Annotated in this window: 16 protein-coding genes; 4 read left to right on the top strand and 12 right to left on the bottom strand. The window is 46.5% G+C overall.

The window, feature by feature from the left end:
* Window positions 1-38: 38 nt before the first annotated feature.
* From AACU19_RS17705 to exuR, 12 genes are all read right to left on the bottom strand, one after another.
* The gene (locus AACU19_RS17705) at window positions 39-395 is read right to left on the bottom strand and encodes a DUF805 domain-containing protein (protein ID WP_001198788.1); all 357 of its coding nucleotides are present in this window, start codon (window positions 393-395) and stop codon (window positions 39-41) included.
* A gap of 241 nt (window positions 396-636) precedes the next feature.
* Window positions 637-1,002, bottom strand: a complete 366-nt coding sequence (locus AACU19_RS17700) for a DUF805 domain-containing protein (protein ID WP_000384145.1) — start codon at window positions 1,000-1,002, stop codon at window positions 637-639.
* A 282-nt stretch (window positions 1,003-1,284) separates the two neighbouring features.
* Window positions 1,285-2,271: a glutathionyl-hydroquinone reductase YqjG gene (gene yqjG / locus AACU19_RS17695; protein ID WP_032303822.1), complete on the bottom strand. Its 987-nt coding sequence runs from the start codon at window positions 2,269-2,271 to the stop codon at window positions 1,285-1,287.
* 247 nt (window positions 2,272-2,518) lie between these two features.
* Entirely contained in the window at window positions 2,519-2,911 is a 393-nt protein-coding gene (locus AACU19_RS17690; RefSeq protein ID WP_000732238.1) for a DoxX family protein, read from the bottom strand.
* Between the two features lie 186 nt (window positions 2,912-3,097).
* The gene (locus AACU19_RS17685; protein ID WP_000096086.1) at window positions 3,098-3,397 is read right to left on the bottom strand and encodes a YqjK-like family protein; all 300 of its coding nucleotides are present in this window, start codon (window positions 3,395-3,397) and stop codon (window positions 3,098-3,100) included.
* Window positions 3,387-3,791: a phage holin family protein gene (locus AACU19_RS17680; RefSeq protein WP_000785722.1), complete on the bottom strand. Its 405-nt coding sequence runs from the start codon at window positions 3,789-3,791 to the stop codon at window positions 3,387-3,389. Before AACU19_RS17680 ends, AACU19_RS17685 begins: the two co-directional genes overlap by 11 nt.
* Before the next feature lie 2 nt (window positions 3,792-3,793).
* Complete coding sequence (locus tag AACU19_RS17675; protein WP_000031415.1) at window positions 3,794-4,099, bottom strand: DUF883 family protein; 306 nt, start codon at window positions 4,097-4,099, stop codon at window positions 3,794-3,796.
* 37 nt (window positions 4,100-4,136) lie between these two features.
* Window positions 4,137-4,505 (bottom strand): DUF1090 family protein YqjC, encoded by a 369-nt coding sequence (yqjC, locus tag AACU19_RS17670; protein ID WP_001352920.1) that lies wholly within the window; start codon window positions 4,503-4,505, stop codon window positions 4,137-4,139.
* A gap of 146 nt (window positions 4,506-4,651) precedes the next feature.
* Complete coding sequence (mzrA, locus tag AACU19_RS17665; RefSeq protein ID WP_001166773.1) at window positions 4,652-5,035, bottom strand: EnvZ/OmpR regulon moderator MzrA; 384 nt, start codon at window positions 5,033-5,035, stop codon at window positions 4,652-4,654.
* A gap of 3 nt (window positions 5,036-5,038) precedes the next feature.
* Window positions 5,039-5,701, bottom strand: coding sequence for a DedA family general envelope maintenance protein YqjA (gene yqjA / locus AACU19_RS17660; RefSeq protein WP_000422149.1), 663 nt, complete (start codon window positions 5,699-5,701; stop codon window positions 5,039-5,041).
* 21 nt (window positions 5,702-5,722) lie between these two features.
* Window positions 5,723-5,806 carry a protein YqiM gene (yqiM, locus tag AACU19_RS17655; protein ID WP_211180508.1) on the bottom strand — a complete coding sequence of 28 codons (84 nt, stop codon included), beginning with the start codon at window positions 5,804-5,806 and terminating at the stop codon, window positions 5,723-5,725.
* A 239-nt stretch (window positions 5,807-6,045) separates the two neighbouring features.
* Window positions 6,046-6,822 carry a transcriptional regulator ExuR gene (gene exuR / locus AACU19_RS17650; protein ID WP_000406496.1) on the bottom strand — a complete coding sequence of 259 codons (777 nt, stop codon included), beginning with the start codon at window positions 6,820-6,822 and terminating at the stop codon, window positions 6,046-6,048.
* Window positions 6,823-7,117: 295 nt separating this feature from the next.
* On the opposite strand from exuR, the gene AACU19_RS17645 reads away from it, so the two are divergent.
* The 4 genes from AACU19_RS17645 (at window position 7,118) to AACU19_RS17630 (ending at window position 12,212) form a co-directional block, all read left to right on the top strand.
* Window positions 7,118-7,834 carry a fimbria/pilus periplasmic chaperone gene (locus AACU19_RS17645; protein WP_148787588.1) on the top strand — a complete coding sequence of 239 codons (717 nt, stop codon included), beginning with the start codon at window positions 7,118-7,120 and terminating at the stop codon, window positions 7,832-7,834.
* Window positions 7,835-7,863: 29 nt separating this feature from the next.
* Entirely contained in the window at window positions 7,864-8,364 is a 501-nt protein-coding gene (locus AACU19_RS17640) for a CS1 type fimbrial major subunit (protein ID WP_032185169.1), read from the top strand.
* Between the two features lie 90 nt (window positions 8,365-8,454).
* Complete coding sequence (locus tag AACU19_RS17635; protein ID WP_105278361.1) at window positions 8,455-11,139, top strand: TcfC E-set like domain-containing protein; 2,685 nt, start codon at window positions 8,455-8,457, stop codon at window positions 11,137-11,139.
* The gene (locus AACU19_RS17630) at window positions 11,136-12,212 is read left to right on the top strand and encodes a CfaE/CblD family pilus tip adhesin (protein ID WP_105278360.1); all 1,077 of its coding nucleotides are present in this window, start codon (window positions 11,136-11,138) and stop codon (window positions 12,210-12,212) included. The genes AACU19_RS17635 and AACU19_RS17630 overlap by 4 nt, the downstream gene beginning before the upstream one ends.
* Window positions 12,213-12,231: the final 19 nt, after the last annotated feature.

Raw genomic sequence — 12,231 nt, 5'->3', positions numbered from 1 at the left:
TTAATAAAAAGGGGCGAAATATCGCCCCAATTCTAAGATTAATTTGAACCAAACTTCGGATCGTTTCCGTAACGATTGCTGCCAGAATTGCCTTCTAAACAGGCAAATACAAACAGAACTAACCAGCCAATGACCGGTACCAGATAGAGAAGCGCCCACGCACCTGAACGGTCAGTATCGTGCAGACGACGAACGCACAGAGCAATGACCGGAATGATTGTTGCTGCCAGGTAAATGAGAGAAAGGAATGGAAACTCTAAACCTAAAATCAATTGAATGACATTGATAATAGTGCCGACGATGGCGTTAATCAGAGTAAACATCCAGTACTCTTTACGACGTGCACGACCAGAGAAACCAACATAATTTTTTAATACGGCTAAATACCACTGCATAAAAACATCCCTTTAATTAAAAGTTGCGAAAGTCTATTCCGGGGATGGAGTAAATGCTATTCGTATCTTTCTTTTTCGGATGTTATAAAGGTTTTGATATTTAAGATAAATACATGGCCGTTTTTTATATGTAATTTATATAACGACATTGAAATAATTTAAATAAACATTAGTAGATTATTTATTCATCAACATGATGATAAAAGCCGGATGAGTCAGACATCCGGCGAGGAGATTTGTTTTAAGGTTCCAGTTTCGGATCTGGTCCAAAGCGGTTTTCGCCTGGCGTACCCGCCTGACAGTTAAAGACGATGATAATAAGCCAGCCGATAAACGGGATTAAGAACAACAGTGCCCACCACGCCGAGCGGTCGGTGTCGTGCAGGCGGCGGAACTGAACTGCCCACCATGGTAAAAACACCAGAATACCGTAGATTGTCGTCAGGATGCCTTCGCCACCGGCACGTTGCCAGCCTAACATTTTATCCAGTAGCCCCAGCACGAACGTAAAGATGATGTTGACCAGAATAAACATCCAGTACTCTTTGCGCCGCGCACGGCCCCGGAAACCGACATAATTTTTTAGTACTTTCAGATACCAGTCCATTTTTGCCTCAATTTTGCTCAATCACTTGTTTTTAAAGCAGCAATTTAAGAATAGACGTGAATGAAATGGCAGTAAATATTATCTCGATGAATTAATAAGGCGCTGTGAAGGATAAGGGCAAGCGCAAAATTGCCAGATGCGCTACGCTTATCTGGCCTGCGCGGTCATTGCAACATATTGAATATAAATGTTTTGTAGGTTTGATAAGGCGTTTACGCCGCATCCGACATGAACAACACGCACTTAGCTAATTATCAGAGGCACCTCGTAAGGTGCCTTTTTTTAACCGAAGCGAACATCTCGTCCATGCGGTTCATCGAGATCCTGCCACGGACCAATTGAAATAATCCCCGTAGGGTTGATGGTCTTATGGCTGCGGAAGTAATGATTACGGATGTGATCGAAATTGACGGTTTCGGCAATTCCCGGCATCTGGTAGATATCGCGCAGGAAGCCATACAGATTCAGGTAATCGCTGATGCGGTGCTTATCACACTTGAAGTGGGTCACATACACTGGATCAAAACGCACCAGCGTGGTCCACAGGCGAATATCGGCTTCGGTTAGCTGGTTGCCGGTCAGGTAACGGTGCTGACCTAAAATCTGTTCCAGTCGCGCCAGCGATTCAAACACTTTCGCCACCGCCTCGTCGTAGGCTTGCTGGCTGGTGGCAAAACCGGCTTTATACACGCCATTGTTAACGGTGTCGTAAATCCAGCCATTAAGTTCGTCAATTTTCGTTTGCAGGGCTGAAGGGTAGTAATCTCCAGCTTTCGCACCCAGCGCATCAAACGCGGTATTGAACATGCGGATGATTTCCGCTGATTCGTTGCTGACAATGGTGTGGTTCTTCTTGTCCCAGAGTACGGGAACAGTGACACGTCCGCTGTAGTGTGGATCGGCGTGGAGATAAAGCTGATACAGAAACTCATGTTGATAGAGTGTATCGCCGGTTGCTCCCGGAAAACTGTCATCAAAGGTCCAGCCGTTTTCCAGCATTAACGGGTTCACTACGGAAACGGAAATAAACGGTTCCAGTCCTTTGAGTTTACGCATGATCAGCGTGCGGTGCGCCCACGGGCAGGCGAGTGAAACATAGAGATGATAACGATCTTTCTCTGCGGCAAAACCGCCTTTGCCAGTGGGGCCTGGCGCGCCATCGGCAGTGAGCCAGTTACGAAATGCGGAAGCTGAACGTTGAAATTTACCGCCGGTGGATTTGGTGTCGTACCAGGTGTCATGCCAGACGCCGTCAATCAGTTGACCCATTTTTCTCTCCTCCAATAGCAAAAACGAGGAGCGTTTCTCCTCGTTTGAGACTGATGGCAAACGCAAAACTGCCTGATGCGCTATGCTTATCAGGCCTACGAGGTTTCTGCAATGTATTGAATTTGCATGTTTTTGTAGGCCGGATAAGGCGTTCACGCCGAATCCGGCATGAACAACGCGCACTTTGTCAACAATCTGAAACGAGGAGTGTTCCCCCTCGTTTTTTATCGTTAAGTATAGCGCGTACTTACCACTTTTTATTCAACAGACGGTCGATGCTATACGCGCCCGGACCGGTAATCGCCAGCAGCAGGAATCCGCCAGAAATAGTCAGGTTTTTCATAAACATCAGCGAGTTCATGCCTTCTGCAAAATTGCTGTGAAATAAAAATGCCGTCAGCAGCGTAAAGCCCGCAGTAAACAGGGCAGTGGTACGTGTCAGGAAACCGAACAGGATTGCCAGACCACCACCAAACTCAAGCAGAATCACCAGTGGCAACATAAAGCCAGGGACACCCATCGCTTCCATATATTGTTGCGTACCCGCGTAGCCAGTAATTTTTCCCCAACCTGCCGTAATAAACAGAATCGGCATTAAAATGCGTGCGACCAGTACCCCAACATCTTCTAATTTTTTCATCTTACTCTCCACTGCGCCGCTCAGGCTGCTGATTGTTTTTTTGTGCAAGGGCGCGGTATTAGCGTCGTTGCTTTCGATGGAGAGAATCATAAACGTGGCGAAGCGTGATTGTTAGCAAGGAAAACTGTCAAATATTTTCAAAAAATTTGAGGAATAAGGCCGGAATGTCTCCGGCCAGAAAGGAAGTTAACCGCGAAGCTGTTGTTGCTTGAGGGTTGTTTTCACCAGACGCCAGGCGCTCCATACACCAAAACCGCGTCTGGCCCAGCGGACCAGCATATTGGGATGACGAATCGTCCAGATAGCCATCACACTACTGCCAACCAGCGCCCAGGAGCGCAGACTCAGCAGCATATTCCAGCGACGATCATAAGCGCCTGTCGCCTCCAGCCATTCACGACGACTGGCGGAAAGATCCAGCCGTTGTTGCTGGATCTGGCTAAGCAGTTGCGCCTTACGTCGTTCACGTTCGACTTTACTGCTCACGGGACTCCTCCTCGAGCAGTTGCCGATCGTTTGCCAGCTCATGGCGCGTATGGCGCAGTAAGGTGGATTTACGCGATTTACGTAACGTCCAGATACCGCCAATGAGTGCCAGTAGCAGCAACACCACGGTGGTGGCAATCATCGCATTCAGGCGATATTGCGGATCAACCGCCCAGATAATCAGCACCATCAGGCTCATAAGACCAAATGCAGCGAAAAGCATCGTCAGGCCCAGCATCAGTAAAAGCTGAAAGAGATTGGCTTTTTCCTCTTCCAGCTCCACCACCGCCAGCCGCAGACGTGTCTCCACCATTTCAACCATGATGGAAACAATTCGCTGCCCGATGCCCAGAACGCTTTTACCGGGCCCTTGCGCGTGATGAGTGTCCGCCATAATTAACGACGCGACAGCAGAACGCCGAGCACTACACCGATTGCAGCGCCAATGCCCACGCCCGTCCATGGATTTTCACGCACATACTCATCGGCACGCGCCGCCGCGACACGGGTTTGTTTGGCAATGGCATCACCGGTTTCACCCAGGCGATAACGGCTCTGTTTCAGTGCCTGCTCCGCTTTGCTACGAATCTTACTCAACTCTTCTTTCGACTTCTCGCCAGATGAGCTAAGCACCTCTTCCAGCGTATCGGAAAGGGATTTCAACTCAGCACGCAGATGTTCCGTAGTGTGTTCTTTCGACATAGTTTTCTCCAGGTGAGTAAGTAGTGACTATTGTGAGTTAGTAATCGCGCGCTTCCAGCTTTTTCAGCTCTTCCTGCGCTTCTGCCAGTTTCCGTTCGCGTTTGGCAATCTTATCGGCATCGCCTTTTTGCTTCGCCTCGGCTAAATCTTGCTGGCGTTCCGCCACCTCATCTTTCTGCTTTGCGATTTTCTTCTGATGATCGGCACGCAGCTGGCTATCTGAACAGTTGGCCCGGACTTCACTCAGGGCTTTATTCAGACCGTCAATACGATTCTGGTTTTGGTGTTTTTCGGCATAGCTGATCTCCTTAAGGATATTTTGCTCCTTTTCCTGACACAGGGTAGTGGCATAACTACCGGTACTAAGAGCAAAAAGAGAAACAGCTAAAGCGATGCGGTATTTCATTCTTGAACCTTCCATTGTGATTCGGACCTATTACAAAGGAACGATTGTCCAGACAACGAAGCGGTAGTGTTAACCACCGCCTCATTAATCATAGACAGTTACGGTGAAATCACCAAAGTGAGTGATCTGTTTCGGATAACAGGAAGTTATCCGAAGCGATGAGAGTTATCCCGCAATCGGGTTAGCCACTGCATAGCCTGACTATTATTGTCCTGCTGCGCAATGATGTAGCCATGGGGCAATGTTCTGTCGAGAACCGCTTTTGCTGCGGCACTCTGGTCGCTGGAGTCAAACGTAATTAACAGAGTGTCGTTTTTAGGGGTGATGCTTTTGAAAGGAATGCCGTGAGCGTCAAGGTGATGCCAGATTGAAAAACCGTCTGGCATCGTTGTGCCTTGATGAACTGCACGAATCGCCAGCGTAGACTCTTGCTGGCGAACCGCGGACCAGGCCAGCAACAGCGTGCCGACCAGAAGTAAAACAGCGCCGGACCAGGTTAGCTGGCGAAGCGACATGCGAGGTATTTGCATCCCTTACCCCCGATTTCCATATTTCTTTTTCCATAACACGACCAGAGAACCTGCCAGGCCAAACACCAGCAGCACCACCGGGAGCAGCATCAGGCATGACATCAGCTGGTCCTCGTACTTTAAAAATACCGGCGTTTTGCCGAGCATGTAACCCAGAGTTGTCAGGATTAATACCCACAGCAGACCGCTCATCCAGTTGAAGAACTGAAAGCGCGCGTTATTCAGCCCTGATAACCCGGCAATCGTCGGCAGCAGTGTTCTGACAAACGCAATAAAGCGACCAATTAACAGCGCCGATAAACCGTGTTTATGAAAAAGATGGTGTGCGCGTTGATGATAATGCGCGGGTAAATGAGATAGCCAGTTTTGTACGGTGCGGGTATTGCCCAGCCATCGCCCCTGAATATAGCTGACCCAGCAGCCGAGGCTGGCGGCAACGGTCAGTAGCAGAATCGTTTGCGGATAGCCCATCGCGCCTTTCGCAATCAATACGCCGACCAACACCAGTAAACTGTCGCCCGGTAAAAAGGCCGCCGGAAGCAAGCCGTTTTCAAGGAACAAAATTACAAATAAAACAAAATAGAGCATGCCAATCATCGACGGATTGGCCAGGGTTTCAAAATCCTGCGCCCACAGGGCTTGCAGCAATTGGGTCAAAAGTTCCATTCATTATTCCTGGTGAATCGGTTAACGCCACGCTGGTTTTAAAAGATGCACTACCGCAATGTTATTGCTGTTTTGGTATGTTCTGCGGGTTTGATACATCAACACAGCCTGAACTATTCCCTGTTAAATCGTGAGATAAGAAAGCATTCAAAAGCATAAATTCAAATTGAATCTAATTGTAACAAAGGTCAACGTTGTTCGTTATCAAAATTACATGTCCGTGGTGTCTGATTTTGCTGAATGCAGGGGAGGGTGGCGAGAGGATTTACACAGGCTGACACTTTATACTTTTCGCTTACCGACGAGGCAAACAGGCGCGTCGTTGCGCCTGCCGAATGGGGATTTCATTTGCTGCCGCTGGTGGCCGTATCAAGATGCACAACGGGATTTTCGGCGAACAGATAGCGGTCGGCATTGAACTCGAAATCGTCGCTGGTTTCGTTAAATAACATGATCTTGGTGTTTTCCAGATGCTGCCACATTGCCAGCTTCGCGGCATGGGGATCTTTACGAATTAACGCTTTGAGGATCTGATCGTGGTCATCGCACCAGTTATCGACAGTACGGGCATCAATATGCTCGTGCAGTTTTTTCCAGTATGGGTTATGGCTACGTTGGGTCCACATTTTTTCAACGATGGCTGCCAGGGCGGAGTTCTGCGTCGCCAGGGCAACCTGAATATGGAACTGTAAATCCCATTCGGAATCACGGAAGCATTGTTCGCCGCGCGCCTGCTCCTGGATGGCCATCAGTTTCATGATGTCCTGTTTGGTTACTTGGGTCGCTGCGAACTCGGCAATATTACTTTCGATGAGCTGACGTGCCTGAAGCAGCTCAAACGGACCGTAATTGGCGAATTCCATATTAGTGTCAGCAGACTGCTGATGGCGCGGCTGGTTGGAAACCACATGAATACCCGAGCCTTTACGCACCTCTACATAGCCTTCAACTTCAAGCATGATGATGGCTTCACGAACCACGGTGCGACTGACGTTCTTTTCATCGGCAATAAAGCGTTCAGCAGGCAGTTTATCACCCACCAGATAGACGCCCTGTTCGATGCGCTCTTTCAGATCAGCGGCAAGTTGTTGATACAAACGGCGTGGTTCAGTGATTTCCATATGCGTCTCCCGGAGTGGAATGCGGACGAAGTTATCATACCACTTTATTCAAGGGTATGCCATCGTTCATATATAATTATGGTGATTGAATTAATATAATAAATTAATATTGTGAATATTTATAAATTCCTAAAAATTAAGTGTTGCCATTGTGAAAATCACTATGTTTCAGTAACTTAATTCTTTACTTTTAAATTTAATCTTCACTAAAAATGCTTTTTTATATTGACTTACAATAGGTCTACATTTCTAATGCACTAACTTTTTGGAAACAATATTGTAAGATCAAATTTATATGGTGGCGAAAATTAACTTCTTATCACGGCTTACGCCGCTTTTATTCGTGTTCGCTCCTTTTTTTGCACAGTCAAATATGACTGTTTATCCTATGGCTGTTTCCATTAATAGCCTGGGTGAAGGCAACGTTCGCGTTATATCTAAAAGTAATGAAGTTCAGTATATTAAGGCGACAGTATTCCGTATCGATAATCCATCGACGCCTCAGGAAAATGAAGTTGAGATTAAATCCGGTGATGCAAATCATCTGGTTGTGATGCCACCCAAATTCGCCTTACCAGCCGGTAGTAGCAAAACCGTGCGCTTTGTCGCGATGGAACCAGAGCAAAAAGAGAAAAACTATCGCGTTAAATTTGAAGCGGTTCCCAGTATTGATGACGTTGCCACGGATAAAAAAGATCTCTCTATGCAGTTAACAGTTAATTTAATTTGGGGGATTGTTGTTAGTGTTCCACCTCAGCAACCTATTGCTAAGTTAGAAGTAAGCCCTGCCCAAAAATTATTAAATGCAGGGAATCAGCGCTTGAAAATTTTAACGATCGCTTATTGTAAAAATAATAGTAAAAATAATTGCAAGATACAGACCGTCAATAAAAACATTTTCCCTGGTCAGGAAAGAAGTTTAGAAGGCATATCTGGCTACGATAAAATCGTTGTCAAATATAATAACTGGATCACCAAGGATAATGGCGAGTTTGAACTGGCGGTTCACTAATTATCATTGTAATAAACAAAGGAATAGTAATGAAAAAGGTATTCGCAAAATCTCTTCTGGTAGCGGCAATGTTTTCCGTTGCAGGTTCTGCATTAGCAGTACAAAAAGATATCACTGTTACTGCTAACGTTGATGCTGCTCTGGATATGACTCAGACAGATAACAGCGCACTGCCGAAAGCAGTTGAAATGCAATATCTGCCGGGGCAGGGCCTGCAATCTTACCAGTTAATGACCAAAATCTGGTCAAATGACACGACCAAAGACGTGAAAATGCAGTTAGTTTCTCCTGCACAACTGGTTCAAAGCCTGGACGCTACTAAAGTTGTTCCGCTGACTGTAACCTGGGGCGGTGAAGAGATTAAAGCTGATGCGGCAACCACTTTTACTGCAACAAAAATCTTTGCTTCCGATGCGTTAACTAACGGTTCGCTGGCTAAACCACTGATGTTTGCTCAAGCCACCAAAGGTGTTCTGGAAACAGGTATTTACAGTGGCGTAGTCAGCATTTATCTGTCCCAGGATATCTAATCCTAATAACAGAATTAACATGTAATAAAGGGAGGAAATTCCTCCCTTCTTTTAACTATTTTAGTATTTATTATGGATTACAGGACTGCCATGGATAAAAAACTACTGGCTCTTTTGATCCTGGCGAGTATCAGCCCGGCAAAGGCAACATTAACAAAAATCCCCGCTGGTTTCGAGATTATTGCTCAAGGACAGCAGGAGTATATCGAGGTTTATTTTGCAGGGAAAAGTCTCGGTAAATACTATGCAATGGTTAATCTTGATACCATAACATTTCTGGACTCATCGAGTTTATACAGTAAACTGGAATTGAACACCGACGATCAAAAAATCGCACGTACAGTGAAAGAAAAACTATCGCAACCGTTAGCTCGCCATGGTGAACTGGCTTGTGGCTTTGTACGTACTGATTCAGGCTGTGGTTTTCTTAATACTGAGACGGTAGAAATAATCTTCAATGATGAGGAAAGTTCAGCAACGCTCTTTCTCAATCCGCAATGGAGTTCTGCGTTTGATACGAAATCATTGTATTTAAATCCTGACAAAAATACGGTTAACGCGTTTATACATCAGCAAGATATTAATGTGCTGGTACAGGACGATTACCAATCGTTGTCAATTCAAGGTAATGGTGCGCAGGGAATAACAGAAAATAGTTATATTGGCGCCCACTGGAATTTCAACGGTTATGATGGTGATGATATCAGTGACAGTAATGCTGATGTCAGCGATCTCTATTATCGCTACGATTTTTTACGTCGTTATTATGTGCAGGCGGGGCGGATGGACAACCGCACATTATTTAATGCACAAGGTGGTAACTTTACGTTTAACTTTCTGCCACTCGGTGCAATCGACGGAATGCGTATCGGGTCGACGCTCAGTTATTTAAACCAGACGCAAAGCCAGCAGGGAACCCCGGTAATGGTTTTGCTTTCGCGCAATTCACGTGTTGATGCTTATCGTAATGAACAACTTTTGGGGTCGTTTTACCTCAATAGCGGTTCGCAATTTATTGATACCAATTCCTTTCCGCCAGGCAGTTACAGCGTGGCGTTAAAAGTCTATGAAAATAACCAACTCACCCGCACTGAGCTCGTGCCATTTACCAAAACCGGCGGTCTGACAGACGGAAATGCCCAGTGGTTTTTACAGGCGGGGAAAACCACATCTCAAGCTTCTGATGATGAAAGTTCGGCTTATCAGCTGGGTGTGCGCCTGCCATTACATCCGCAATATGAGCTCTATGCAGGGCTGGCGAATGCAGATGATGTTAGTGCCTTCGAGTTAGGCAATAACTGGGCAGCAGATTTAGGCGTGGCAGGGAATCTAATCATCAACGCCAGCGTGTTCCGTAACGATGATGGTGGCAAAGGTGATATGCAACAGGCTAACTGGAGTCAATCGGGATGGCCGACATTGGGCTTTTATCGTACCAACTCTGATGGTGATGTTTGTACAACCGACAACCCAGAAAGCTACAACGCCTTAAGCTGTTATGAAAGCATCTCCGCGACGATTTCACAGAATCTTGTAGGTTGGAACATGATGCTGGGTTATACCCGTACGCAAAATAACACGAATGACAATCTGCGTTGGGACAAACAGCAGAGCTTTGAAAATAACTATCTTCGCCAGACGACGGCGCAAAGTATTTCCGAAACTTTACAACTCAGTGCTTCTCGCGCTTTCGTGATGCGTGACTGGATTTTGAGTACTACTGTTGGTGTTTTCCATCGTAATGACAATGGGGATGATAACGACGATAACGGCTTGTACGTATCGTTTTCGTTATCTGATACGCCAACGATGGATAGCAATAACAACAGCTATTTAACCAATGTTTCTACTGACTATCGTTATAGCGATCAGGATGGCGATCAAACGTCATGGCAGTTATCTCATACCTTTTATAACGACTCATTCAGCCATAAAGAGCTTGGCGTGACCGTCGGCGGTCTGAACACCGATACCATAAACAGCGCGGTTAATGGGCGTTGGGATGGTCAATATGGAAATGTCTACGCTACTGTTTCGGACAGTTATGATCGCCAGAATCATGATCATATCTCAGCCTTTACCGGTACATATAGTTCCACACTAGCGGTGAGTCGCTATGGCATTAATGTGGGGGCCAGCGGCTCAGATGATCTGCTGGGGGCGGTGTTGGTGGATGTGAAAGGTTTCTCTGAGCAGGATGAACAGAGTCAGGAGCTGCAACTCGAAGCGCGAGTGGCGGGCAGCAGAACATTGCAACTTGGTCAAAATGACAGCGTATTGTTTCCGTACGCCGGGTTCCAGTCGGGTTTTGTGGAAGTTAACGATAGCAGCCAGGGCGATCAGCAAGGGACAACCAACATCATTAACGGTGCTGGAAATCGTGAATTAATGTTGTTACCTGGCAAGCTGCGCTATCGCGAAGTGTCTGCCAGCTTTAATTACAACTATATCGGTCGCTTGTTATTGCCCGCATCAGTAGAGAAATTCCCGCTAGTTGGTCTGAACAGCGCCATGTTACTGGTGGCTGAAGACGGTGGATTTACACTTGAGATTAGCGGTAGTGAAAAAGATCTGTATCTGCTTTCCGGGCAGCATTTCCTTAAGTGTCCACTGAGTGTTGTGAAGAAACGTGCCAGCATTCGCTACAGCGGGGTTGTGACTTGCAGCGTCGTGAGTTATTCGCAATTACCGGAGTCCATTCAGGTTCAGGCACAGTTAAAACAGCCTAAATTACGCGGAAACGTACAAACGGCGCAAAGGGAGGTTGCACCATGAGAAAGCGATTGATTGCAGGTATTTGGGGGATGTTTTTCTCCGCTCAGTATGCCCAGTCTGCGCCTGTTGTCACTGCAGAAGTGACATATGATTTGGCATCAGGAAGAGCAAATTATTACTTCTGGAATCGAGAAGAACCACCAGCAAAAAATAAGTATGCGTCTTATCTATGTGCATTCTCTAATTTACAGCAAACCTGTACCAGCAGCTCTAACATGTCCACAGTGCAAATCTATATGACAGAACAGCGCAGTGGTATGCGTTGGCCGGTAAAACTTAAAGGATACATATCTGCACGAACATCAAGAGTCGGTTCAGATTGTGCCGGGTATGCCAAACAACTCCCTCTTACTGATTATACTGGGTGGAATTGCAGAGATAACACGGGCACATATGGCGCGGACAGGAGACAACTCACACTTTACCTTGAACAGGCTGAAATGAAGAAGCTACCGATCGGTGGCGTCTGGAAAGGGTCAGTGAAATTACATTTGAATAGCCCTTCACAGGACTATTTTGCGGATATTACCCTGAATACCCTCGACCCCAATCATATAGACGTCTTCTTTCCTGAGTTTGCGCATGCCACGCCGCGTGTGCAATTAGATTTACATCCTACGGGCAGCGTCAATGGCAGCAATTACGCACAAGACCTGACCATGCTGGATATGTGCCTGTATGACGGTTTTAACGGTAATGGCCTCAGCTATGAAATCTTGCTAAAAGATGAGGGGCGCGCGGCGGCGGGGCGCAACAATGGTGAATTCTCCATATATCGTCAGGGAGGCACGTCTACTGACGCAGCGGAACGTATCGACTATCGCGTCAAAATGTCTAACCCGGAGACTGGCGGGCAAATCGACGTGCGCAACAATGAAAGTATCGTCTGGAACAACATCAATCTTAAACGAGTACGTCCGGTAGTGTTGCCCGGCATTCGTTACGCAGTGATGTGTGTCCCCACACCACTGACGTTGGTGGTGGATAAATTTAATGTGACGGCAAAACAGGCTGGATATTACATGGGTAAATTGTCGGTAATATTTACCCCATCCTTGCCAACTATCAATTAATCCTGTAACCCGGATAAAC

Source organism: Escherichia sp. MOD1-EC4550 (genome assembly GCF_963876935.1).
Classification (GTDB): Bacteria; Pseudomonadota; Gammaproteobacteria; order Enterobacterales; family Enterobacteriaceae; genus Escherichia; species Escherichia coli_F.
This window is presented reverse-complemented; position numbering and strand designations above follow the sequence as displayed.

Excerpts from the sequence above, each read along its gene's own strand:
- AACU19_RS17705 (WP_001198788.1), bottom strand. The coding sequence starts at position 395 with ATGCAGTGGTATTTAGCCGTATTAAAAAATTATGTTGGTTTCTCTGGT.
- AACU19_RS17700 (WP_000384145.1), bottom strand. The coding sequence starts at position 1,002 with ATGGACTGGTATCTGAAAGTACTAAAAAATTATGTCGGTTTCCGGGGC.
- yqjG (WP_032303822.1), bottom strand. The coding sequence starts at position 2,271 with ATGGGTCAACTGATTGACGGCGTCTGGCATGACACCTGGTACGACACC.
- AACU19_RS17690 (WP_000732238.1), bottom strand. The coding sequence starts at position 2,911 with ATGAAAAAATTAGAAGATGTTGGGGTACTGGTCGCACGCATTTTAATG.
- AACU19_RS17680 (WP_000785722.1), bottom strand. The coding sequence starts at position 3,791 with ATGGCGGACACTCATCACGCGCAAGGGCCCGGTAAAAGCGTTCTGGGC.
- AACU19_RS17675 (WP_000031415.1), bottom strand. The coding sequence starts at position 4,099 with ATGTCGAAAGAACACACTACGGAACATCTGCGTGCTGAGTTGAAATCC.
- yqjC (WP_001352920.1), bottom strand. The coding sequence starts at position 4,505 with ATGAAATACCGCATCGCTTTAGCTGTTTCTCTTTTTGCTCTTAGTACC.
- mzrA (WP_001166773.1), bottom strand. The coding sequence starts at position 5,035 with ATGCAAATACCTCGCATGTCGCTTCGCCAGCTAACCTGGTCCGGCGCT.
- yqjA (WP_000422149.1), bottom strand. The coding sequence starts at position 5,701 with ATGGAACTTTTGACCCAATTGCTGCAAGCCCTGTGGGCGCAGGATTTT.
- exuR (WP_000406496.1), bottom strand. The coding sequence starts at position 6,822 with ATGGAAATCACTGAACCACGCCGTTTGTATCAACAACTTGCCGCTGAT.
- AACU19_RS17645 (WP_148787588.1), top strand. The coding sequence starts at position 7,118 with ATGGTGGCGAAAATTAACTTCTTATCACGGCTTACGCCGCTTTTATTC.
- AACU19_RS17640 (WP_032185169.1), top strand. The coding sequence starts at position 7,864 with ATGAAAAAGGTATTCGCAAAATCTCTTCTGGTAGCGGCAATGTTTTCC.
- AACU19_RS17635 (WP_105278361.1), top strand. The coding sequence starts at position 8,455 with ATGGATAAAAAACTACTGGCTCTTTTGATCCTGGCGAGTATCAGCCCG.
- AACU19_RS17630 (WP_105278360.1), top strand. The coding sequence starts at position 11,136 with ATGAGAAAGCGATTGATTGCAGGTATTTGGGGGATGTTTTTCTCCGCT.